The sequence below is a fragment of the Massilia cavernae genome (genome assembly GCF_003590855.1).
GTDB lineage: Bacteria > Pseudomonadota > Gammaproteobacteria > Burkholderiales > Burkholderiaceae_D > Telluria_A > Telluria_A cavernae.
In genome coordinates this window covers 1-21,981 of sequence record NZ_QYUP01000175.1, presented here as the reverse complement: position 1 = coordinate 21,981, position 21,981 = coordinate 1, and the positions used below count along the sequence as shown (strand labels likewise).

Below are 21,981 nucleotides of genomic sequence, written 5' to 3'. Positions count from 1 at the left end.
AAAACTGATGATCATGGCGGCCGGCACCGGCGGCCACATTTTCCCCGGCATCGCGATCGCGCAGACCATGCGCCAGCGCGGCTGGGAGGTGAGCTGGCTGGGCACCGCCCACGGCATGGAAACCGACCTGGTGCCGAAAGCCGGCATCCCGATGGACACGATCGACTTCGCCGGCCTGCGCGGCAAGGGCCTCGGCCACACCGTGCGCGGCGCGTTCAAGATGGCGGCCAGCTTCGCCACCTGCATGGGCATCGTCCGCCGCCGCAAGCCGGACGTGGTGCTGGGCATGGGCGGCTACGTCACCGTGCCGGGCGGCCTGATGGCGCGCTGCGCCGGCGTGCCGCTGGCGCTGGTCAACGCCGATGCCGCGCTGCTGTTGTCGAACAAGACCCTGGCGCCGGTTGCGCAGAAGGTGCTGTTCGGCTTCCCGGCGGACTTCGGCCGCGCCGCCGCCAAGGCCATCGTCACCGGCAATCCGGTGCGCCGCGAGATCCTCGACATGCCGTCGCCCGAGACGCGCTTCGGCGCGCGCACCGGCGTGCTGCGCGTCCTGGTGGTGGGCGGCAGCCTGGGCGCCAAGGTCTTGAACGACAGCGTGCCGGCCGCGCTGGCGATGCTGCCTGCCGATGCGCGGCCGGTGGTCACTCACCAGTCTGGCAAGAAGAACATCGACGCGCTGCGCGCGTCCTACGCGCAAGCGGGCGTGCAGGCCAATGTGGTCGATTTCATCGACAACATGGCGGCCGCCTACGCCGACGCCGACGTGGTGATCTGCCGCGCCGGCGCGATCACCGTGTCCGAGCTGACCGCGGCCGGCGTGGCGAGCGTGCTGGTGCCCTTCATGGCGTCGACCACCAGCCACCAGCGCGACAACGCGGTGTGGATGGCGAACCAGAACGCGGCGATCCACCTGCCGCAATCGGAACTGAACGCAAAGAGCATGGCGGCCCTGCTGCAATCGCTCACCCGCGACGCCTGCCGCACGATGGCAGTGGCGGCGCAGGCTGTGGGTAAACGCGATGCCAACGAGGCGATCGCAAACGTGTTGGAACAACTGGCAGGAACGGGTAAAAAAGCATGAAACACAAGATAAAGAACATTCACTTCGTCGGCATCGGCGGCAGCGGCATGAGCGGCATCGCCGAAGTGCTGCTGAACCTCGGCTACAACGTATCCGGCTCCGACCTGGGCAGCAACGCCGCGACCCAGCGCCTGGCGGAACTGGGCGCCAAGGTGATGCTCGGCCACGCCGCGGGTAACGTGGCGAACGCCGACGCGGTGGTCACCTCGACCGCCGTCCATAACGACAACCCGGAAGTGGTCGCCGCCCGCGCCGCGATGGTGCCGATTGTCCCGCGTGCGATCATGCTGGGCGAACTGATGCGCCTCAAGCGCGGCATCGCGATCGCCGGCACCCATGGCAAGACCACCACCACCAGCCTGGTCGCATCTGTGCTGGCGCAGGGCGGCCTCGATCCTACTTTCGTCATCGGCGGCCGCCTGACCAGCGCCGGCGCCAACGCCAAACTGGGCACCGGCGAATACATCGTGGCCGAAGCCGACGAGTCGGACGCCAGTTTCCTGAACCTGACGCCGATGCTGGAAGTGATCACCAACATCGATGCCGACCATATGGAAACCTATGAGCACGACTTCGAAAAGCTGAAGGCGGCGTTCGTGAACTTCACCCACCGCCTGCCGTTCTACGGCCGCGCGATGCTGTGCATCGACGATCCGCACGTGCGCAGCATCCTGCCCGAAGTGACCAAGCCGATCACCACCTACGGCTTCTCGGAAGACGCACAGGTGCGCGCCGTGAACGCGCGCGCCAACGGCCTGCAGATGCACTTCACCGTCGTGCAGGATGGCTATGACGACACCGACTTCGTGCTGAACCAGCCCGGCATGCACAACGTGCAGAACGCCTGCTCGGCGATCGCGATCGCGCGCGAACTGGGTGTCGACGACGCGGCCACCCAGCAGGGCCTGGCCGAATTCCGCGGCGTGGGCCGCCGCTTCACCCGCTACGGCGACGTCGCCATCCCCGGCGGCGGTACGTTCGCGCTGGTTGACGATTTCGGCCACCACCCGGTTGAAACCGAAGTCACGCTGAAGGCAGCGCGCGCGGCCTATCCGGGCCGCCGCCTGGTGCTGGCCTTCCAGCCGCACCGCTACAGCCGCACGCGCGACCTGTTCGAAGATTTCGTCAAGGTGCTGTCCGCGCCGGACGTGCTGGTGCTGTCCGAGGTGTATGCAGCCGGCGAGCAGCCTATCGTGGCCGCCGACGGCCGCGCGCTGGCGCATGCGCTGCGCGTGCGCGGCAACATCGAACCGATTTTCGTTGAATCGATGGCCGACATGCCTTCGACCCTGATGGGCGTCGTGCGCGATGGCGACGTCGTGATCACCATGGGCGCGGGCTCGATCAGCGGCATTCCCAACAAACTGACAACCTATGCAGAGGCCTCGAAGTGAGCGCAAATTCCCTTTCTGAATTCGGCAAGGTCGGCGTGCTGTTCGGCGGCCGTTCCGCCGAGCGCGAAGTGTCCATCATGTCCGGTACCGGCGTGCTGGCCGCCTTGAAGTCCAAGGGCGTCGACGCCCACCCCTTCGACCCCGCCGAGCGCAGCATCGCCGAACTGGCGGCCGAAAAGTTCGACCGCGTATTCATCGCGCTGCACGGCCGCTTCGGCGAAGACGGGAGCCTGCAGGGCGCGCTGGAACAGCTGGGCATCCCTTACACCGGCAGCGGCGTGATGGCCTGCGCGGTCGGCATGGACAAGATCTACACCAAGATGATCTGGCTGATGCACAAGCTGCCGACGCCGCAGTATGCGACGCTGGATGCGGACTCCGACCTGTCCCAGGTCGTCGCCCAGCTTGGCCTGCCGGTGATGATCAAGCCGCCGCTCGAAGGTTCGACCATCGGCATCACCAAGGTAAGCGCCGAGGGTGAACTGAAAGCGGCGGTCGACCTGGCCGCGAGCCTGGGCGATTCGGTGCTGGCCGAGCAGTTCGTGACCGGCCGCGAGTTCACCGTGGCGGTGCTGGGCAAGGGCCGCACCGCGCTCGCGCTGCCGATCGTCGAGATCGTGGCGCCCGGCGGTAACTACGACTACCAGAACAAGTACTTCAGCGACGACACCCAGTATTTCTGCCCGGCCGCGCTGGACGAAGCGACCACCGCCGAAATCCAGCGCCTTGCGGTGCAGGCGTACAACGCGCTTGGCTGCGAAGGCTGGGGACGGATCGACTTCATGCTGCGCGAGGCGGACAACAAGCCGTTCCTGATCGAGGCGAACACCTCGCCGGGCATGACCTCGCATTCGCTGGTGCCGATGGCGGCGCGCGCAGTGGGCATCAGCTACGAAGACCTGTGCGTGGAAATCCTGCGTTCGGCACGCCTGAAGATGGCGAAGGGACAGGGCTAAGCGCGAATGTGGCAAGACGTAAGGGCCTTGAACGCAACGGCGAATAGCCTGATGGCACTGGTTGTCATCGCTTTGCTGGCTTCAGGTGTTTGGTGGATTTCGCAGCGGCCGATGTTCGACCTGCGCACGGTGTATGTGGAGCACATGTACGGCATGGAGCTCAAGCATGTGAACCGGCTGACGCTGGCGCAGGGCGTGCTGGGCAAGGTGAAGGGCAACTTCTTCACGACGGACCTGGAGCAGGTGCGCACCGCGTTCGAATCGGTGCCCTGGGTACGGCGCGCAACGGTAAGGCGCGAGTGGCCGGACCAGCTGATCGTCGAAGTGGAAGAGCATGAAGCGCTGGGCACGTGGGGCGAGGACGGCAGGCTGCTGTCGGTGAAGGGCGACATCTTCACCGCCAACCTGGCCGAGGCGGACGAGGACCATGAACTGCCGGCCTTCGATGGGCCGAAGGGGAGCGAGAAGGAAGTACTGGCACGGTTCATCGACTTGCGCAACTGGTTCGCGCCGGCGAGCCTGGTGCCGACCGCGCTGAACCTCTCCGGCCGCTATGCATGGACGGCGCAGTTCAGCAACGGGATGGAAGTGGCGCTGGGCAGGGAGCAGGATGCGGCGACGCTGAAGAACAGGGTGGCGCGGCTGGTGGGGATCTACCCGCAGCTGTCCAGCCTCCTGAAGGATGGCATCGCGACGGTGGACATGCGGTATCAAAACGGGCTGGCTTTATCGGCCCACGGATTGCAGGTGCCGTCGGACATAAGCAAGCCTGTAAAGGCTGTATCACAAAAAACGAAATCAACCAGCAGCACAAACCGGAACAGACAGTAGGCCAGGAAAATGACAAAAGACGCGAAAAATCTGATCGTCGGACTCGACATCGGCACCTCCAAGGTGGTGGCGGTGGTGGCCGAGGTGATGGCCGACGGACGGCATGAGGTCATCGGACTCGGTCAGCACGAGTCGAAAGGCCTGAAGAAAGGCGTCGTCGTGAACATCGAGGCCACCGTCGAGTCGATCCAGCGCGCGCTCGAAGAGGCCGAGCTGATGGCCGACTGCAAGATCCGCAATGTGTATGCCGGTATCGCGGGCAGCCATATCCGTTCGTTCAATTCGAGCGGCATGGTCGCGATCCATCAAGGACAAGAATGTGACCGCGACCGACGTGAGCGCGCGTGATACAAAACCTGCGAAGGGCCCGTCACCCATTCGCCGACGACAGCAGCTGTGCACACGGTGCCGCAGAGTTCAATGAGTCGACAGCAGAAGACTGTGCGCGAGCGATGCGGCATGATCGGGCGTTGCGCCTGGAAGTGGCGGTGCACAATCGTGACCGGGCGCGGTACCGGGCGGTGCAGAAACATCGTCCAAGTGCGGCGCCGCTGCGGCCTCGAAATATCGACCTGATCCTGCAGCGATGGCATCGGCCGACCATGTGAGCTGACCGCGACGAGAAGGAACTGGGCGTGGTCCTGATCGACATCGGCGGCGGCACCACCGACATCGCCGTGTTCTCGGACGGCGCGATCCGCCACACCGCGGTGATTCCGATCGCCGGCGACCAGATCACCAACGACATCGCGATGGCGCTGCGCACGCCGACTTCCGAGGCCGAGGAAATCAAGATCCGCTACGGCGTCGCCAAGCAGGTGCTGGCCGATCCGGGCGAGACGCTGGAAGTGCCTGGCCTGGGCGACCGCGGCCCGCGCAACCTGTCGCGCCAGGCGCTGGCCGCCGTGATCGAGCCGCGCGTCGAGGAACTGTTCGCGATGGTGCACCAGGCGGTGCGCGAGTCGGGCTACGAAGGCGTGCTGTCGTCGGGGATCGTCCTGACCGGCGGCACCTCGATCATGCCGGGCATGGCCGAAATGGCCGAAGACATCTTCCTGAAGCCGGCGCGCCTCGGCACGCCGGACTACCGCGGCCAGCTGGCGGACGTGGTGCGCAGCCCGCGCTATGCGACGGTGCTCGGCCTGCTGCTGGAAGCGAAGAAGCAGTATTTGCGGGGGCACATCGTGACGCGTCAGGATGGCTCGGTGAAGGCGGTGTGGCAGCGTATGAAGGAATGGTTCTTGGGTAATTTTTAAGGTATTTCTTAAGTCGCAAATGGCAGGGTCGGGCAGCACGGTTTGGGATTTGCAGGAACGAGATTTTTTATAAATAACCGCAGTTTTCAATCTCCAGGTTTCATATTAATAAGAGCCCTGGCGCTTGGAAACGGCACATTAATTCAGGAGTACATCATGGAGTTCGATATGGTCGATAACGCAGCACTGGGTACGGTCATCAAGGTCGTCGGCGTTGGCGGCGCGGGTGGCAATGCGGTTCAGCACATGATCAACAAAGGCGTGAATGGCGTCGAGTTCATCGCGGCAAACACCGATGCGCAGGCCCTGGCCGCATCGTCCGCGCACAACATCATCCAGATCGGCGAGACCGGCCTGGGCGCAGGCATGAAGCCTGCGGTCGGTCGCGCGCTGGCAGAAGAATCGCGTGCCCGCATCGAAGATTCCCTGCGCGGTGCACACATGGTCTTCATCGCTGCCGGCATGGGCGGCGGCACCGGCACCGGCGCCGCGCCGATCGTGGCGGAAGTGGCCAAGTCGATGGGCGCGCTGACCGTGGCCGTGGTCTCGAAGCCGTTCTCGTACGAAGGCCAGAAGTGCATGGACATCGCCGAGGAAGGCCTGGAGCAGCTGTCGCAGCACGTCGACTCCCTGATCATCATCCTGAATGAAAAGCTGGAAGAGATCTACGAAGACGAAAGCATGCTGGACTGGATGAAGCACGCGGATGACGTGTTGAACAACGCGGTTGCAGGCATCGCCGAGATCATCAATGTGCCGGGCCACATCAACGTCGACTTCAACGACGTCAAGACCATCATGGGCGAGCAGGGCAAGGCGATGATGGGTACCGCCACCGCGTCGGGCGTGGACCGCGCACGCATCGCGGCCGAACAGGCAGTGGCGTCGCCGCTGCTGGATGGTATCGATCTGTCCGGCGCGCGCGGCGTGCTGGTCAACGTCACCGCGAGCCGTGGCCTGAAGGGCAAGGAAATCAAGGAAGTCATGGCTGCGGTGCGCGCGTTTGCAGCGCCTGACGCGTCGATCGCGCAGGGCATCGCCTACGACGACGAGATGGGCGACGACATCCGCGTGACCGTGGTGGCGACTGGCCTGGGCAAAGCCAAGAAGTCGATGCAGCTGGTACAGACCCCGATGCTGCGCACCGGCACCCACAACCAGCCGATCATGTCGGCTGGCGCGACCACCGTGTCGCAGGGCATGTCGATGGGCGCTGCGTCAAGCCTGGACGCGATGGGCGGCATGAAGCAGCCGGCGGTATGGCGCCGCGAGTCGGCTTCCGAGCAGGTGCAGGCGATGCAGCGCAATGGCGTGGAAACCTACGACATTCCTGCGTTCCTGCGCAAGCAGGCCGACTAAGCACCGCGAGCTGCCGGTTCGAACGGCGGACGGGCATTTTGCCCGTCCGCCGTTTTTATTTTTGCCCCGCCGCCAGCAAGAAAATGGCGGATCAGGCATACTGGTTGTCTAGGCATTTCACCCTCCCCAACACACTAGAAGGAGTCATACATGACCATCAAAATCGGCGAACGCCTGCCGGAAGGCACCCTGGCTGAATTCGTGGAAAACGAAACCGAAGGCTGCACCCTGGGCCCGAATACCTTCCAGGTGGCCGACCTCGTCAAGGGCAAGAAGGTCGCGATCTTCGGCCTGCCAGGCGCCTTCACCCCGACCTGCTCGGTCCAGCACGTGCCTGGCTACGTCCAGTTCGCGGAAGAGTTCAAGGCCAAGGGCGTCGATGAAATCTGGTGCATCTCGGTCAACGACGCCTTCGTGATGGGCGCATGGGGCCGCGACCAGAAGGCCAGCGGCATCGTCCGCATGATGGCTGACGGTAACGCATCGTTATCCAAGGCCCTGGGCCTGGACGCGGACTTCTCCAAGTACGGCATGGGCACGCGCTCGCAGCGCTACTCTATGCTGGTGGAAGATGGCGTCGTCAAGCAACTGAACGTGGAGCAGGGCGGCGGCTTCGAAGTGTCGAATGCCGAAACCTTGCTGAAGCAACTGGCGTAAATTCTAGCTAGCTAGATTCGTTTTCCGCCTCGTAGGGCGGATAAGCGAAGCGCATCCGCCATTGCATGCGTCCACGCGACTCATGGCGGATGCGCTTCGCTTATCCGCCCTACATTTATTTCTGCAGTACCTGATATGAGCACCACAACAACACGAACCGTGAACGGCAACCTGCGCTCCATCTACGCGATGCTGATCGCCGTCGCCATGTTCTCGCTGATGGACACGGCAATGAAGCTGCTGTCCCAGCACTATCCTGCCGTGCAGGTGGCCGCGCTGCGCGCGCTGTCGTCGCTGCCGCTGATGGTCGGCTACCTCGCATGGCGCGGCGCCTTCCGCAATATCATGAAGGTGCGCTGGTCGCTGCAGGTGCTGCGCGGCGTGCTTGGCATCGCGATGCTCGGCATGTTCGCCTTCGGCCTGCGAAACCTGTCGCTGGCCGAGGCCTACACCATCTTCTTCATCGCCCCGGCGCTGATCACGGCCCTGTCGGTGGTCTTCCTGAAGGAGACCGTGGAGGCGCCGCGCTGGATCGCCATCGGCGTCGGCCTCGCCGGCGTGCTGGTCGTGCTGCGTCCGACGGGCGAAGGCATGCTCACCCTTGGCGGGCTGGCCATCCTCGGCTCCGCCGTCGCCTATGCGGTGTCCGCCATCGCGGCGCGCATCCTGGCCCGTACCGACCGCTCGGAACACGTGATGTTCTGGCTGATCCTGATGATCGCGGTGGGCGCCAGCATCATCGCCGCGCCCAACTGGGTGGCGGTGCGCGCCTCCGATGCCTGGCTGCTGGTGGGCCTCGCGATCAGCGGCTTCCTCGGCCAGATCGCCATCACCGAGGCGTTCAGCTCGGGCGAGGCGTCCAGCGTGGCGCCCTTCGAGTATTCGGCGCTGGCCTGGGGCGTGGCGATCGACTGGATGCTGTGGCAAACCTTGCCGGATCATTACACCCTGGTGGGCGCGGCGATCATTATCGGCAGCGGCATCTACCTGATCCGCCACGAGAAGGTGCATGCGGAGAGCGAGCATCCCTGAGCCTGTAAATGCAGCCCGAATCCAGGCCGGATATAATCGAGGGATGCTTAAACAAAGAACCGTCAAACAGCAGGTCCGTACCACCGGTGTCGGCCTGCACTCCGGCACCAAGGTAGTGCTGACCCTGTCGCCGGCCGCAGCCGATACCGGCATCGTGTTCCGCCGCGTCGACCTCGACCCTGTTGTCGAATTCCCATCGAGCGCCAACGTCGTGGGCGATACCCGCATGGCGTCGGTGCTGATCCGCGACGGCGCGCGCGTGTCCACCGTCGAGCACCTGATGTCGGCCTGCGCCGGCCTTGGCATCGACAACCTTTACGTGGACGTGTCGGCCGAAGAAATCCCGATCATGGACGGTTCCGCCTCGTCCTTCGTGTACCTGCTGCAGCAGGCCGGCGTGCAGGAACAGGAAGCGCCGAAGAAGTTCATCCGCGTGCTGAAGGATGTCGAAGTCCGCCAGGGCACCGGCAACAGCGAAAAGTGGGCGCGCCTGTCGCCGCACGACGGTTACAAGCTCGACTTCTTCATCGAATTCAACCACCCCGCGGTGGACGGCACCATGCAGCGCGCCGAGGTCGATTTCGGCGACGTCTCCTACGTGCACGACGTGGCGCGCGCGCGCACCTTCGGCTTCATGCAGGACGTGGAAAGCCTGCGCGGCATGGGCCTGGCGCGCGGCGGTTCGCTGGAAAACGCGATCGTGATGGACGAATACCGCATCCTCAATTCGGATGGGCTGCGCTACGAGGACGAATTCGTGCGCCACAAGATCCTGGACGCGATCGGGGATTTGTACCTGGTGGGGCATCCGCTGATCGCCAGCTACCACGCCCACAAATCGGGCCACGCGCTGAACAACCTGCTGCTGCTGGAATTGCTGAAGGATCCGAGCTCGTACGAGATCGTCAGTTTCAATTCGCTGGACCAGGCGCCGGCATCGTACGCGCGCCAGATGGCGAGCGAGTGGTCGCCTAGTTAATAAGCGCGGCGCTTGGCCGCCATCGACTTGATGGCGGCGATCAGTTTTTCATTCTGGGCCGTCGGCGCCAGGGTGTCGCCCAGTTCCTCGAAGGCCGTCACGGCCGTTTCCGGCATCGACAGCTTGCGGATCTCGACCGCAGGCGGCGCGCTGCGCGTTACCTGCACCTTCAGCTTGATGCCGTCGACCTGCCAGCCGCGCTTGTGCAGCGCCGCCTGCAGTTTCGGCAGCTGCTGCTTCAGCTTGGCGGCGACCGCCGACGTGGGCGTGGCCAGCACCAGCTGGCCCTGTTCGAAGGACAGCACATCGCAACTGGAAAACATCGGGGGCAGGGCGTCAGCGCAGTCCTTCTGGAGACTGGCCATGCGCATCGCAGCCGGCAGCAGGCTTGCCATGCGCTCATTCTTGCGCAAGAAGTCAGTCGCGCCGAAGGTCTTCCAAGTCTTGGTTCCATAAATATGCATAGCGCGAAACATATCACAGCTGCGGGTTTCCGGTGTACCAGTGCGCGCCGGAACCAACCCCTCTTGTACTTCAGGCCATAATCCCCAATTGGGACGGGTTCGCGTGATAAAATCACACACTTTTTGCCATGGCCGGTCACGGGTTGATGTAATTTTGATATTATCCGGGCTTCTTTTTCGGCGTTTTTTTCAAGAATTCAAGCATGTCATTACTGACTCAGATTTTCGGTAGCCGCAACCAGCGGCTGCTTAAGCAATACCAAAAAACGGTACGAGAGATCAATGCACTCGAGCCGCAGATCGAAAAGCTGTCGGACGCTGAACTCCAGGCGAAAACTCCCGAATTCAAGGCGCGTGTCGCTGCGGGCGCGTCGCTGGACGAGCTGCTGCCGGAAGCGTTCGCGGTATGCCGCGAAGCCGCGCGCCGCGTCCTCAAGATGCGCCACTTCGACGTCCAGATGATCGGCGGCATGGTCCTCCACTTCGGCAAGATCGCCGAGATGGGCACGGGCGAGGGCAAGACCCTGATGGCGACCCTGCCGGCCTACCTGAACGCGCTGTCCGGCAAGGGCGTGCACGTGATTACCGTCAACGACTACCTGGCCCAGCGCGACGCCGAGTGGATGGGGCGCCTGTACGGCTGGCTGGGCCTGTCGACCGGCGTCAACCTGTCGCAGATGGACCATGACACCAAGCAGAAGGCCTACGCTTCGGACATTACCTACGGCACCAACAACGAATTCGGCTTCGACTACCTGCGCGACAACATGGTGTACGAGTCGGGCGAGCGCGTTCAGCGCGGCCTGAACTTCTCGATCGTCGACGAAGTGGACTCGATCCTGATCGACGAAGCGCGTACCCCACTGATCATCTCCGGCCAGGCCGAGAACAACACCGAGCTGTATTACAAGCTGAACGAAGTGCCGCGCATGCTGACCCTGCAGATCGGCGAAGAGACGCCGGACGGCAAGGGCAAGGTCGAGGTACCGGGCGACTACACCAAGGACGAGAAGGCGCACACCGTGCTGCTGACCGAGCGTGGCCACGAGCACGCCGAAGAGATCCTGACCAAGATGGGCCTGCTGCCGGAAGGCGCATCGCTGTACGACGCGGCCAACATCACCCTGATCCACCACCTGTACGCGGCGCTGCGCGCGCACGCGCTGTACCACAAGGACCAGCAGTACGTGGTGCAGAACAATGAAGTGGTGATCGTCGACGAATTCACCGGCCGCCTGATGACGGGCCGCCGCTGGTCGGACGGCCTGCACCAGGCAGTCGAAGCCAAGGAAGGCGTGCGCATCCAGAACGAGAACCAGACCCTGGCCTCGATCACCTTCCAGAACTACTTCCGCATGTACGCCAAGCTGGCCGGCATGACCGGTACCGCCGACACCGAAGCGTACGAATTCCAGGAAATCTACGGCCTCGAGACCGTGGTGATCCCGCCGAACCGTCCTTCGCAGCGCAAGGACCGCCAGGACCAGGTGTACAAGTCGGCCGACGAGAAGTACAACGCCATGCTGGTCGACATCCGCGACTGCTGCGAACGCGGCCAGCCGGTGCTGGTTGGTACCACGTCGATCGAGAACTCCGAACTGCTGTCCGGCATCCTGAAAAAGGCCGGCATCGAGCACAACGTCCTGAACGCGAAGCAGCACGCGCGCGAAGCGGAGATCATCGCGCAGGCGGGCCGCCCGAAGATGGTCACCATCGCCACCAACATGGCGGGCCGCGGTACCGACATCGTTTTGGGCGGCAACGTCGAAAAGCAGATCCAGTTCATCGAAGCGAACGCCGAGCTGGCGGACGCCGACAAGGCCGCGCAATCGCAGAAGCTGCGCGACGAATGGCAGTCGCTGCACGACCTGGTGGTCGCGCAGGGCGGCCTGCACATCATCGGCACCGAACGCCACGAATCGCGCCGCGTCGACAACCAGCTGCGCGGACGTTCGGGCCGCCAGGGCGACCCGGGCTCGTCGCGCTTCTACCTGTCGCTCGACGACGCGCTGCTGCGCATCTTCGCCGGCGACCGCGTGCGCGCGATCATGGACCGCCTCAAGATGCCGGAAGGCGAACCGATTGAAGCGGGCATCGTTTCGCGTTCGATCGAATCGGCGCAGCGCAAGGTCGAGGCCCGCAACTTCGACATCCGCAAGCAGCTGCTCGAATACGACGACGTCGCCAACGACCAGCGCAAGGTGATCTACACCCAGCGTAACGAACTGCTGGAAACCACCGACATCTCGGAGCTGATCGCATCGCTGCGCGCGGGCGTGTTCACCGACCTGGTACGCACCAGCGTGCCGGCCGAATCGGTGGAAGAGCAGTGGGACATCAAGACGCTGGAATCGATGCTGGCCAACGAGTGGCAGCTGAACGTGCCGCTGGCCGACATGCTGACCGCCGACCCGAGCCTGAACGACGAGGACATCCTCGAGCGCGTGCTGGCCGCGGCCGACGAGTCGTACAGCACCAAGGTCGCCATCGTCGGCAAGGAATCGTTCGGCGGCTTCGAGCGCAACGTCATGCTGCAAAGCGTGGACACGCACTGGCGCGAGCACCTGGCCGCGCTGGACCACCTGCGCCAGGGTATCCACCTGCGCGGCTATGCGCAGAAGAACCCGAAGCAGGAATACAAGCGCGAATCGTTCGAACTGTTTGGATCGATGCTGGACATGATCAAGAATGAAGTGGTCCGCATGGTCATGACGGTACGGATCCAGTCGCGCGAAGAGATCGATGCGGCCGAAGCTGCGCTGGCCCACTCGCACGTCGAGAACGTCAACTACCAGCACGCCGATTTCAACCCGGACGCGGCGCCGGAGGACCTGCTGGCACCAATGCCGGCGCTGGCCAACGGCGACGAAGGCTACATGGGCATGAAGGTCGGCCGCAACGACCCATGCCCTTGCGGCAGCGGCAAGAAGTTCAAGCAGTGCCACGGCAAGCTGGCCTGAAACCCGCCGCCTGAATGAAGAAAAGCGTCCTCTGGGGCGCTTTTCCTTTTGGGCCTGCGCATTCGCGCAAGGTGTCGCAACGAAGGTTGTTGCGCAGCATGCATACGTGCATGTCGGTTTTACTTACATAAATGGACGACGTTTTCATGTAAGTGTTTGATTTTTAAAATTCATTCGCATTGGTACGGTTTTTGCGTCGGCCTGGGACAGGGTTCGTCGGCACGCTTTCATGACCAAGCGAGCAAATAATGAAAACAATACCAATGCTGTTTGCGCTCCTTGCTGCAGGCTGCACCGGCGCGCTCGCCCTGGCCGCACTGCTGTCCGCCGCGCCCGCAAGCGCGGCTGGGAAGGACAGCGGCATCATGGCGCCTGCCGATGGCAAACCGCGGGTCACGCGAGAGGAGCGCTTCGGCGCGTGGGGTTATTCATGCGCGGTGGCAGGCTACAGCCACGGCGCTCAGGCCGAGCGCTGCATGGTATCGCAGCTGGTCGCCGTCAATCTGCAGAAGCGCCAGGTGGTGGTAGGGCTGACGGTCGATTTCGCCGACTCCGACCAGGTGCCGACCCTGCGCGCGCGCTTCTCCGCAAGCGCCGTACAGAAGGCCGGCATCGGCATCAGGATCGACGACCGTCCCGCCCTGCGCCTGGTCATCAGCAGCTGCGACCGCAGCCGCTGCGAGGCGGCCGGCAGGCTGGTGCCGGAGGTGCTGCAGGTCTGGTGCACCGGCAAGCAGGCGCACTTCGCCTACCTGCACCAGGGCGGCCAGCAAATCGTCCTGCCCATCTCGCTGGCCGGCTTCGAACGCGCCCTCGACGCCCTGCGGCGCTACAAGGGCAGCCCGCAGGCCCCGCTGCGAAAAATGGCCGCGCTGTAGCGCCCACGCTTGACCGATCCGGTACCGCGTGCCGGCACCCTGCACATTAGTTGACTATTCCCAACTCAAGCGCGGCGGCTTGCTGCAATCGTGGAGCATCGATTCCTGATAACGAAGGATGCCATGAACTCGCTTCGCGCCGCGGTTGTCGTTGTTGCTGGCTTGCTGGTCGCCTTGTGGTGGGGCGTGCGTCCGCCTCGGCATGTGCCTGAGGTGGCGGGACCGGTCGGCCAGTCGCAGCAGGCCCAGTGCCCCGCCAACAGCGAGATCAGGGACAAGCAGTGCACCTGCCCCGAAAGCACCAGCTGGACCGGCTCGCAGTGCATGCAGGTGTGGTCCAGCGCCGACGCGACGGCGCGCCGCTAGAAGGAGCGGGGCGAGCGGGGAATGTGGTCGAAACCTCACGTTTGCGCTTCAGGCAGTACAATAGCGGCTTCCATTCCACCGCTAGAGAACCCGCCATGGCCGTCAATTCCCCCCTGCCCGTCGCCGAAGACCTGAAACCCGTCAACGGAATCGAAATCGGCTTTGCCGAAGCCGGCATCAAGAAGCCCGACCGCAAGGACGTGCTGGTCATGAAGCTGGCGGAGACCGCCACCGTGGCGGGCGTGTTCACCAAAAACCGCTTCTGCGCGGCGCCGGTCCAGATCAGCAAGGCCAACCTGGCCGCGGCTGGCGCGGGCGGCAAGAAGATCCGCGCGCTGGTGGTCAACACAGGCAATGCCAACGCCGGCACCGGCGAGTCCGGCCTGGAAAACGCACGCGAGACCTGCAAGGTGCTGGCGCGCATGCTCGAACTCGACCCGCAGCAGATCCTGCCTTTCTCCACCGGCGTTATCCTCGAACCGCTGCCGGTCCAGAAAATCATCGCCGGCCTGCCGGATGCGATCGCCAACCTGCAGCTGGATAACTGGTACAACGCGGCCGAAGCGATCATGACCACCGACACCCAGCCGAAGGCGGCGTCGCGCACGGTCACCATCGGCGGCCACAGCGTCACCATGACCGGCATCAGCAAGGGCGCCGGCATGATCAAGCCGAACATGGCCACCATGCTGGGCTACCTGGCATTCGACGCCAAGGTCGCGCAGCCGGTGCTCGACCAGCTGGTGCGCCACGCTGCCGACCACTCGTTCAACTGCATCACCATCGACGGCGACACCTCGACCAACGATTCCTTCATGCTGATCGCCACCGGCGCCGGCAGCCTGGAAGTGAATTCCACCGACGCGCCGGAATACGCCGAACTGCGCGACGCCGTCACCGACATCTCGCGCAACCTGGCGCAACAGATCATTCGCGACGGCGAAGGCGCCACCAAGTTCATCGCCATCACGGTGGACGAGGGCAAGGATGTCGAGGAATGCCGCAAGATCGCGTACTCGATCGCGCACTCGCCGCTGGTCAAGACCGCCTTCTTCGCCTCCGACCCTAACCTGGGCCGCATCCTGGCCGCGATAGGCTATGCCGGCGTGGACGACCTCGACGTGACGAAGCTCGACATGTACCTGGACGACGTGTGGGTGGCCAAGAATGGCGGCCGCAATCCAGACTACCAGGAAGCGGACGGCCAGCGCGTGATGAAGCAGAGCGAGATCACCGTGCGCGTCAAGCTGGCGCGCGGCGATGCGACCGCCACGGTGTGGACCTGCGACCTGTCGCACGACTACGTCACCATCAACGCCGACTACCGCTCGTAAGCCGCATGACTCCACTCGAACAGTTCCTGCAGCGCGCCGAAGCGCTGCTGCAGCGGGTGGAGGCGGTGCTTCCACCCAGCTACCCGCGCGAGCCTGACTGGAAGCGCAGCTTCGCCTTCCGCTGGCGCAAGCGCGGCACCGGCGCCAGCTACCTGCAGCCGGTGGTGCACGTGTCGCAGATCGCGCTCGACGACCTGCACAACATCGCCGCGCAAAAGCAGCAGATCGAACAGAACACGCGCCAGTTCGTGCAGGGCCGGCCGGCCAACAACGTGCTGCTGACGGGCGCGCGCGGCACCGGCAAGTCCTCGCTGATCAAGGCCTGCCTGAACCAGTTCGCGCCGGACGGCCTGCGCCTGATCGAAGTCGACAAGGCCGACCTGGCCGAACTGGCCGACATCGTCGACCTGGTGGCCGGGCGTCCCGAGCGCTTCGTGATCTTCTGCGACGACCTGTCGTTCGAAGAGGGCGAAGGCGGCTACAAGGCGCTGAAAGTGGCGCTCGACGGCGGCGTGTCGGCGCAGTCGGACAATGTGCTGATCTACGCCACCTCCAACCGGCGCCACCTGATGCCTGAAAAAATGTCGGACAACGCGGGCTACACCGCCACCGGCGACGGCGACCTGCATCCGGGCGAAACCGTGGAAGAAAAAGTCTCGCTATCGGAGCGCTTCGGCCTGTGGCTATCGTTCTATCCATTCAAGCAGGACGACTACCTCGATATCGTCGGCCACTGGCTGCGCAGCTTCGGCTGCGACGACGCACAGGTGGAGTCGGCGCGCGGCGACGCGCTGCGCTGGGCGCTGCAACGCGGCTCGCGCTCGGGGCGCGTGGCATGGCAGTTCGCAAAGGACTATGCGGGGAAGCTGCCCGAATGACCGATACGACTGTGCCCCCGATCGACGTGGCGGTAGGTATTTTGATGAAGCCGAATGGCGACGTGCTGCTCGGGCAGCGGCCCGAAGGCAAGCCGTATGCGGGCTACTGGGAATTCCCGGGCGGGAAAGTGGATCCGGGCGAAACGGTGCTGGACGCGTTGAAGCGCGAGTTCGTCGAAGAACTGGGCATCGAGATCGTCAGCGCGGAGGAGTGGTGCGGGGTGGAGCACGTGTATGAGCACGCGCACGTGAGGCTGCACTTCTTCATCAGCCGCGAATGGCGCGGCGAGCCGCAGAGCCTCGAAGGCCAGGCGTTTGCGTGGCAGGGGACGGTGGGTGTCGAACCGTTATTGCCGGCGACGATACCGTTGTTGGAGTGGTTGGACAGATTGCGTTACGCATAGGCTAACGCGGTGCACGGCGGATGCGCTTCGCTTATCCGCCCTACGTGTCTTCGAATCCCACGGTCGGTAGGGCGGATAAGCGTAGCGCATCCGCCGAATTCAACGTACCTTAACCGTTGTCCTTATCCGGCACCGTATCGTCATCGACCGACGGACCCGGAATCACGAACTTCTCCTCGGCCCATGCGCCAAGGTCGATCTGCTTGCAGCGCTCCGAACAAAACGGGCGGTACTTGTTGGCTTCGGTCCATTCGACCTTCTTGCCGCAGGTGGGGCAGGCTACTACTGGCATAAATAACTCACGTCGTTAAAAGTTGCAAAGCGTGAGTTCGAACGGCACATCGTCTTCCAGCGGCTTCGGTTTCAAATCGCCGCCCTGCGTTGTGAAGCGAACCCACAACATGTATTTGTTGGCAGAGATCTCCGGAATCGCACCCAGCGTTTCGTCGATCGACAGCCGCAGCATCTGGTACACCTTCCCCTGCAGCATCTGCTGGTAGCTGCCTGCCACCGCGATCATCTTGACCGGGCCGCCGGAGTCGCGCAACAGGCGCAGCACCAGTGCCAGCGCGTCGAACAGCGGCGCCAGCGGCGCGAACCAGTTGGTGATGTCGCGGAAGCGCTGCTCCGCCGGGCGTTGTTGCCAGGCGTGGTAGGACGGCAGGTCGAATTCGCAGGCGCCGCCCGGGATGATGGTGCGTCCGCGGATGCTCATCAACCATTCGTTGTCGCGCACGTTCTGGCCTGTCTTGCCCTGCGCCGCCACCAGCGCGCCGCTGACCGTCTCCAGCTCGGACAGCACGGCGTCGAGCATCTCGGGAACCACGTTGGGATTGGAGCGGTAGCTAAGCAGGCTTTGTTTCTGCCGCTCGAGCTCCTGCAGCAGGTCGGACTTGAGGTCGGCACGGCCGGCCACTTCCAGCATGTCGAAGATCGTCGACAGTGCGACGTGGTGCTGCATCGCGTGTTCTTGATGAACAAAGAACTTGAATTTCTCGTACAGGTCTTCCAGCCGCAACAACGTGCGAATGCGCTCGTTGAAAGGGTATTCGTAGACGATCAAAATGACATCCCTGTTAATGTAGGCTGAACGACAATCACGTGATTCTGAACCAAGCGAAGCAAAATTACAAACGCTCCAGCGGTATTCAAGCCATTCTCTCCGAAAATTCCATGTAATTTGCATGAAGGCGGGCGATTTGCGGCCGCAGTTCCTCCAGTCCGGCGTCATTGACGACCACGTCGTCGGCCGCGGCGAGTCGCGCCTGGCGCGTTACCTGGGTCGCCATGATCGCGCGCACTTGTTCTTCTGCCAATCCATTACGGGCGACGACCCGCGCCACCTGCAGTTCTTCGGGGCAGTCGACCGCCAGCACGCGGCTGACGCGGTCAGCCCAGCTGCCCGATTCGATCAGGAGGGGCACCACGAACATCACGTACGGCCCGGTGGCGATGGCGGCCGCCGCGTAGGCGGCGTCGCGGATCATCGGGTGCAGGATGGCTTCGAGGCGGTGGCGCGCGGTACTGTCCGCGAATACCAGGGCGCGCATTTTGGCGCGGTCGAGCGAGCCGTCGGGCGCCGCGAAACCGGCGCCGAATTCGGCCAGGATGGCCGGCATGGCGGGACCGTGCGGCACGGTCATCGAGTGCGCGATCTGGTCGGTGTCGACGATGGAAGCGCCCAGCGCCGCAAACATGTCGGAAACCGTGGTCTTGCCGCAGCCGATGCCGCCGGTGAGGCCGACGCTGAAGCGGCTGGTCTTGTCGCTGGCAGCGCCGGTAGTCATATCAGGCCAGCAGGGACTGGGTGAAAGCGGTCACCTGGTTCCCGAACAGCAGGGCGATCAGGCCGGCGGCGGCGAGGTAGGGGCCGAACGGGATCGGCTTCTCGCGGCCATGCTTGGTAAAGACGATCAGGCTGATGCCGACCACTGCACCGACCACCGACGACAGCAGGATAATCGTCGGCAGCATACCCCAGCCAAGCCAGGCGCCGAGGGCGGCCAGCAGCTTGAAGTCGCCGTAGCCCATGCCTTCCTTGCCGGTCACCAGCTTGAACAGCCAGTAGATCGCCCACAGCACCAGGTAGCCGGCGGCGGCGCCGATGACGGCCTCGCGCAGCGGTACGAACATGGCGTCCAGGTTGACCAGCAGGCCAAGCCACAGCAGTGGGTAGGTCAGGTCGTCGGGCAGCAGCTGGGTGTCGAAGTCGATGAAGGTCATCGCGATCAGCATCCACGCGAACACCAGCGTGGCCAGGCCCATCGCTCCGCTGCCGAAGTGCCAGACCATCGCGGCCGACACCAGGCCGGTGAAGACTTCCACCAGCGGGTAGCGCGGCGAGATCGGCGCCTTGCAGGCGCGGCATTTGCCGCGCAGGACCAGCCAGCTGATCACCGGGATGTTTTCCATCGCCGTGATCTGGTGGCCGCAATGCGGGCAGGCGGAGCGCGGCAGCATCAGGTTGAAACGGTCGGTGTGGGGCAGTTCCTTGCCGCTTTCGCTGGCGACGTAGTTGTCCGATTCGCGCTGCATCATCGTCGGCACGCGGTAGATCACCACGTTCAGGAAGCTGCCGATCAATAGCCCGAGCAGGGCGGCGGCAAGGGCGGCGCCGAGCGATCCGGCAGGGGCGAACAAAAGGATTTCCACTAAGTTGATGCTCCAGATTCAAATCGAAAGGGTGATGCCCTGAATCATTCTATTGTAGGGTTTTTCCGGCCCGCCGGGCAGCCTTTAGGGCTTGCTCCTCGGCAAATTTTTTACCAATGAACAGGTCGCCTTCATAGCTGAGGTGGTCCTTGTCGCGGAACAGCAGTTCGCCGTCCTTCATCACCCAGCACAGCTTCGCATCGCACAGGTAGGGCGTTGGGCGGAAGCGCTCGACCATCGGGAATTCCTTCATCAAAGCGTCGACCACGGCGAAGTGCTCCGGCGTCTGCGCCTCGGCCTCGGCGCGCGGCATCGCGCACGGGATGCGGGTGGCGGACGATGCCACGCCGGCGCGCTTGATGCAGGCGCGCGGATCGAACGGCAGGATCGGCACGTCGTCCATGAAGATCACGTGCTTGCCGGCCGCGGTGAAGCGCCGCAGCGTGTCGCGTGCAGCGTCGGCCAGGCGCTTGCCGTACGGGGAAACGGCGTCCATCCGCACGTGGGCCGAGATCACCACGGTTTTGATGGTCGGCGTGGACAGGGCCAGTTCCAGCATCTGCTGGGTGGCTTCCTGGTACGGGTCGCCCTCCGCAGGCAGGTTCCAGTACGGGTGGCGGGTGCCGAAATAGACCAGGTTTTCGCCGATGCTGGAATAGTATTTCAGCAGCCCGGCCGACACATGGTAGGCGTGGCTGTCGCCCACCATGGCCACCGTTGGTTCCCTGGCAGGCTGCGCCATCAGGCAGTATTCGTACATCGAATCGAAGCCGTAGCGCTGCTTGCAGGCCGCGGCGTTGTCCCTGTCCTCGACCATCACCAGCGATTTCTGGTGGCGCGCGTTGTCCAGGATGGCGGCACGTTCCGGCACGCCATTATTGAACCAGGCCATGCCGCCGATGGCCGCCAGCAGTGTCATCGCGGCGGCCAGGATCGCCACCGTGTAGCGGCTGGCGCCGAAGCGCATCGGCCGCTCGACGAAGCGCCAGGTCAGCCAGGCCAGCACGACCGCCAGCGCCACCGCGCCGGCGCGCAGCGGTGCGGACGGCGTGCCCGACTCGACGATATGGGCAAACGACAGCAGCGGCCAGTGCCACAGGTAGAGCGGATAGCTGATCAGGCCGAACCACACCAGCACGCGGTTCGACAGTACCGCGCGGTTGAACCAGGCCGATTGGCCGGCGCTGATCAGGAGCACCGTGCCAACGGTCGGCAGCAGCGCGTACCAGCCGGGGAAGGCGTGGCCGCGCGTGATCAGCGCCAGGCCGAGCGCCAGCAGCAGCGCGCCCGCGCCGGCGCGCAGGTTGCGCGCCGCCGGGGCGGCATTTGTCAATAGTGGCAGGCCGCGCGGCGACAGCATCGCGCAGGCCAGTACGGCGCCGAGCAGCAGCTCCCATGCGCGGCTGGCGGGCGAGTAGAAGCCGGCGGTGGGGAAGGCCTTGATGAAGCCGACGTTGATGGCGAACGACAGCAGCGCGAGGCCGGCCGCCAGCGCCATGAAGCTGAAGCGGCGCTTCGCGGCCACCAGCAGCAGCACCGGCCAGAAAATGTAGAACTGCTCCTCGATCGCGAGCGACCACAGGTGCAGCAGCGGCTTGGTGTCGGCGGCGCGGTCGAAGTAGCCCACTTCGTTCCACAGCACGGCGTTCGACACGAAGCCGGCGCCCCCGAGCAGGTGCAGGCCAAGCTGCTTCAATTCGTCGGGGAACAGCGCGAACCAGCCGAACGCGAAGCAGCACGCCATCACCAGCAGCAACGAGGGGAAGATGCGGCGGATGCGGCGCGCGTAGAAGCTGCCGAAGGTGAAGCTGCCGCGCGCGTGTTCCTTGACCAGGATGGTCGAAATCAGGAAGCCGGAAATCACGAAGAACACGTCGACCCCGGTGAAGCCGCCGGGCAGCAGCGAGGGGAACGCGTGGAACAGTACCACCGCCAGCACGGCGATGGCGCGCAGGCCGTCGATGTCGCTGCGGTACTTGGGATGGGTGGACAGGTCGACGTCGCCCGCTGCCGCTTTGATGGCTAGCGCGGGAATATTCTTATCGATTTTCATGGTGGTGGGAAAGTTGCGTGGCGGAAGTATAAACGATCGGCCATGCAAGATAGCGCCGTCGCTCGGGGAGCGACGGTTCTGGGGCGTGCGGTTTTACACCGACTTGTATTGCATCAGGCGCTGCACCAGGCGGCGGTTGACGCGGTCGATCTCGGACGCGTTGTCCAGGTTGTCGACCTTCTGGCGTACGCTGGCCGCGATGTCGCCGCTGCGCAGGTCCTTCAGGGTGGCCACAGCCTCGACTTCGCCGTTTACCACCAGCAGTTCGACTTCGAGCACAAAGCGCGCGGAGCGGCTCAGCGACTCGTATTCGATGTCGCTGGCGCGGCCGCCCGCCGCCGTCTTGCGGTGCAGGACGGTGGAATCGAGCAGGCGCACGTCCTGCTTTTTCAGTTCGACGCTGAGCGATTGCTCGAACAGCTTGGCGAACTGGCTGCGCACGCGCGT

At 64.1% G+C, this 21,981-nt stretch carries 21 protein-coding genes and 1 pseudogene; 15 read left to right on the top strand and 7 right to left on the bottom strand.

All coding sequences use genetic code 11. The annotated features are described in order from the left end of the window. Positions 1-7: 7 nt before the first annotated feature. From murG to lpxC, 9 genes and pseudogenes are all read left to right on the top strand, one after another. Positions 8-1,081 (top strand): undecaprenyldiphospho-muramoylpentapeptide beta-N-acetylglucosaminyltransferase, encoded by a 1,074-nt coding sequence (murG, locus tag D3872_RS22875; RefSeq protein ID WP_119812946.1) that lies wholly within the window; start codon positions 8-10, stop codon positions 1,079-1,081. Next, positions 1,078-2,475 carry a UDP-N-acetylmuramate--L-alanine ligase gene (gene murC / locus D3872_RS22870; protein ID WP_119812928.1) on the top strand — a complete coding sequence of 466 codons (1,398 nt, stop codon included), beginning with the start codon at positions 1,078-1,080 and terminating at the stop codon, positions 2,473-2,475. The genes murG and murC overlap by 4 nt, the downstream gene beginning before the upstream one ends. Continuing rightward, the gene (locus D3872_RS22865; protein WP_119812927.1) at positions 2,472-3,431 is read left to right on the top strand and encodes a D-alanine--D-alanine ligase; all 960 of its coding nucleotides are present in this window, start codon (positions 2,472-2,474) and stop codon (positions 3,429-3,431) included. Before murC ends, D3872_RS22865 begins: the two co-directional genes overlap by 4 nt. A 6-nt stretch (positions 3,432-3,437) precedes the next feature. Beyond that, positions 3,438-4,262 (top strand): cell division protein FtsQ/DivIB, encoded by an 825-nt coding sequence (locus D3872_RS22860; protein WP_119812926.1) that lies wholly within the window; start codon positions 3,438-3,440, stop codon positions 4,260-4,262. A gap of 9 nt (positions 4,263-4,271) precedes the next feature. After that, positions 4,272-5,518, top strand: a pseudogene (gene ftsA, locus D3872_RS22855) (cell division protein FtsA). A 156-nt stretch (positions 5,519-5,674) separates the two neighbouring features. Then, on the top strand, positions 5,675-6,877 hold the full coding sequence (ftsZ, locus tag D3872_RS22850; RefSeq protein WP_119812925.1) for a cell division protein FtsZ: 1,203 nt from the start codon (positions 5,675-5,677) through the stop codon (positions 6,875-6,877). A gap of 150 nt (positions 6,878-7,027) precedes the next feature. Then, positions 7,028-7,534, top strand: a complete 507-nt coding sequence (locus tag D3872_RS22845) for a peroxiredoxin (protein WP_119812924.1) — start codon at positions 7,028-7,030, stop codon at positions 7,532-7,534. A gap of 189 nt (positions 7,535-7,723) precedes the next feature. Next, positions 7,724-8,566: a DMT family transporter gene (locus D3872_RS22840; RefSeq protein WP_119812945.1), complete on the top strand. Its 843-nt coding sequence runs from the start codon at positions 7,724-7,726 to the stop codon at positions 8,564-8,566. Positions 8,567-8,609: 43 nt separating this feature from the next. After that, on the top strand, positions 8,610-9,545 hold the full coding sequence (gene lpxC, locus D3872_RS22835; protein WP_119812923.1) for a UDP-3-O-acyl-N-acetylglucosamine deacetylase: 936 nt from the start codon (positions 8,610-8,612) through the stop codon (positions 9,543-9,545). Here lpxC and D3872_RS22830 read toward each other — a convergent pair. Next, positions 9,542-9,940 carry a DciA family protein gene (locus D3872_RS22830; protein ID WP_307719455.1) on the bottom strand — a complete coding sequence of 133 codons (399 nt, stop codon included), beginning with the start codon at positions 9,938-9,940 and terminating at the stop codon, positions 9,542-9,544. The two genes, lpxC and D3872_RS22830, sit on opposite strands and share 4 nt — an antisense overlap. Before the next feature lie 272 nt (positions 9,941-10,212). Between D3872_RS22830 and secA the strand changes: the two genes are divergently transcribed. The 6 genes from secA (at position 10,213) to D3872_RS22800 (ending at position 16,829) form a co-directional block, all read left to right on the top strand. Then, complete coding sequence (gene secA, locus D3872_RS22825) at positions 10,213-12,969, top strand: preprotein translocase subunit SecA (RefSeq protein ID WP_119812921.1); 2,757 nt, start codon at positions 10,213-10,215, stop codon at positions 12,967-12,969. Positions 12,970-13,217: 248 nt separating this feature from the next. After that, complete coding sequence (locus tag D3872_RS22820; protein ID WP_119812920.1) at positions 13,218-13,847, top strand: invasion associated locus B family protein; 630 nt, start codon at positions 13,218-13,220, stop codon at positions 13,845-13,847. 123 nt (positions 13,848-13,970) lie between these two features. Further along, positions 13,971-14,213 carry a hypothetical protein gene (locus D3872_RS22815; RefSeq protein ID WP_119812919.1) on the top strand — a complete coding sequence of 81 codons (243 nt, stop codon included), beginning with the start codon at positions 13,971-13,973 and terminating at the stop codon, positions 14,211-14,213. 95 nt (positions 14,214-14,308) lie between these two features. Continuing rightward, on the top strand, positions 14,309-15,547 hold the full coding sequence (argJ, locus tag D3872_RS22810) for a bifunctional glutamate N-acetyltransferase/amino-acid acetyltransferase ArgJ (protein ID WP_119812918.1): 1,239 nt from the start codon (positions 14,309-14,311) through the stop codon (positions 15,545-15,547). A gap of 5 nt (positions 15,548-15,552) precedes the next feature. Beyond that, complete coding sequence (locus D3872_RS22805; RefSeq protein WP_119812917.1) at positions 15,553-16,425, top strand: ATP-binding protein; 873 nt, start codon at positions 15,553-15,555, stop codon at positions 16,423-16,425. Further along, positions 16,422-16,829, top strand: a complete 408-nt coding sequence (locus D3872_RS22800; protein WP_119812916.1) for an NUDIX domain-containing protein — start codon at positions 16,422-16,424, stop codon at positions 16,827-16,829. The genes D3872_RS22805 and D3872_RS22800 overlap by 4 nt, the downstream gene beginning before the upstream one ends. A gap of 109 nt (positions 16,830-16,938) precedes the next feature. Here the strand turns inward: D3872_RS22800 and D3872_RS22795 are convergent, their stop codons facing one another. From D3872_RS22795 to D3872_RS25875, 6 genes are all read right to left on the bottom strand, one after another. Next, on the bottom strand, positions 16,939-17,121 hold the full coding sequence (locus D3872_RS22795) for a DNA gyrase inhibitor YacG (protein ID WP_119812915.1): 183 nt from the start codon (positions 17,119-17,121) through the stop codon (positions 16,939-16,941). A gap of 15 nt (positions 17,122-17,136) precedes the next feature. Further along, on the bottom strand, positions 17,137-17,892 hold the full coding sequence (gene zapD, locus D3872_RS22790; protein ID WP_119812914.1) for a cell division protein ZapD: 756 nt from the start codon (positions 17,890-17,892) through the stop codon (positions 17,137-17,139). A gap of 85 nt (positions 17,893-17,977) precedes the next feature. Continuing rightward, on the bottom strand, positions 17,978-18,616 hold the full coding sequence (gene coaE, locus D3872_RS22785; RefSeq protein ID WP_119812913.1) for a dephospho-CoA kinase: 639 nt from the start codon (positions 18,614-18,616) through the stop codon (positions 17,978-17,980). 1 nt (position 18,617) lies between these two features. Further along, entirely contained in the window at positions 18,618-19,481 is an 864-nt protein-coding gene (locus D3872_RS22780; protein WP_119812912.1) for a prepilin peptidase, read from the bottom strand. Positions 19,482-19,530: 49 nt separating this feature from the next. Beyond that, positions 19,531-21,534 carry an acyltransferase family protein gene (locus D3872_RS22775; protein WP_119812911.1) on the bottom strand — a complete coding sequence of 668 codons (2,004 nt, stop codon included), beginning with the start codon at positions 21,532-21,534 and terminating at the stop codon, positions 19,531-19,533. 93 nt (positions 21,535-21,627) lie between these two features. Continuing rightward, positions 21,628-21,981, bottom strand: a 354-nt coding sequence (locus D3872_RS25875) for a hypothetical protein (RefSeq protein ID WP_182915901.1), incomplete at its 5' end; no start/stop codon positions are given.

Coding starts and splice junctions, on each gene's coding strand:
- D3872_RS22840 (WP_119812945.1), top strand. CDS start 7,724: ATGCTGATCGCCGTCGCCATGTTCTCGCTGATGGACACGGCAATGAAG.
- D3872_RS22800 (WP_119812916.1), top strand. CDS start 16,422: ATGACCGATACGACTGTGCCCCCGATCGACGTGGCGGTAGGTATTTTG.
- D3872_RS22845 (WP_119812924.1), top strand. CDS start 7,028: ATGACCATCAAAATCGGCGAACGCCTGCCGGAAGGCACCCTGGCTGAA.
- D3872_RS22815 (WP_119812919.1), top strand. CDS start 13,971: ATGAACTCGCTTCGCGCCGCGGTTGTCGTTGTTGCTGGCTTGCTGGTC.
- D3872_RS22805 (WP_119812917.1), top strand. CDS start 15,553: ATGACTCCACTCGAACAGTTCCTGCAGCGCGCCGAAGCGCTGCTGCAG.
- D3872_RS22795 (WP_119812915.1), bottom strand. CDS start 17,121: ATGCCAGTAGTAGCCTGCCCCACCTGCGGCAAGAAGGTCGAATGGACC.
- secA (WP_119812921.1), top strand. CDS start 10,213: ATGTCATTACTGACTCAGATTTTCGGTAGCCGCAACCAGCGGCTGCTT.
- argJ (WP_119812918.1), top strand. CDS start 14,309: ATGGCCGTCAATTCCCCCCTGCCCGTCGCCGAAGACCTGAAACCCGTC.
- D3872_RS22830 (WP_307719455.1), bottom strand. CDS start 9,940: ATGGCAAGCCTGCTGCCGGCTGCGATGCGCATGGCCAGTCTCCAGAAG.
- ftsZ (WP_119812925.1), top strand. CDS start 5,675: ATGGAGTTCGATATGGTCGATAACGCAGCACTGGGTACGGTCATCAAG.
- coaE (WP_119812913.1), bottom strand. CDS start 18,616: ATGACTACCGGCGCTGCCAGCGACAAGACCAGCCGCTTCAGCGTCGGC.
- murC (WP_119812928.1), top strand. CDS start 1,078: ATGAAACACAAGATAAAGAACATTCACTTCGTCGGCATCGGCGGCAGC.
- lpxC (WP_119812923.1), top strand. CDS start 8,610: ATGCTTAAACAAAGAACCGTCAAACAGCAGGTCCGTACCACCGGTGTC.
- D3872_RS22860 (WP_119812926.1), top strand. CDS start 3,438: ATGTGGCAAGACGTAAGGGCCTTGAACGCAACGGCGAATAGCCTGATG.
- murG (WP_119812946.1), top strand. CDS start 8: ATGATCATGGCGGCCGGCACCGGCGGCCACATTTTCCCCGGCATCGCG.
- D3872_RS22775 (WP_119812911.1), bottom strand. CDS start 21,534: ATGAAAATCGATAAGAATATTCCCGCGCTAGCCATCAAAGCGGCAGCG.
- D3872_RS22820 (WP_119812920.1), top strand. CDS start 13,218: ATGAAAACAATACCAATGCTGTTTGCGCTCCTTGCTGCAGGCTGCACC.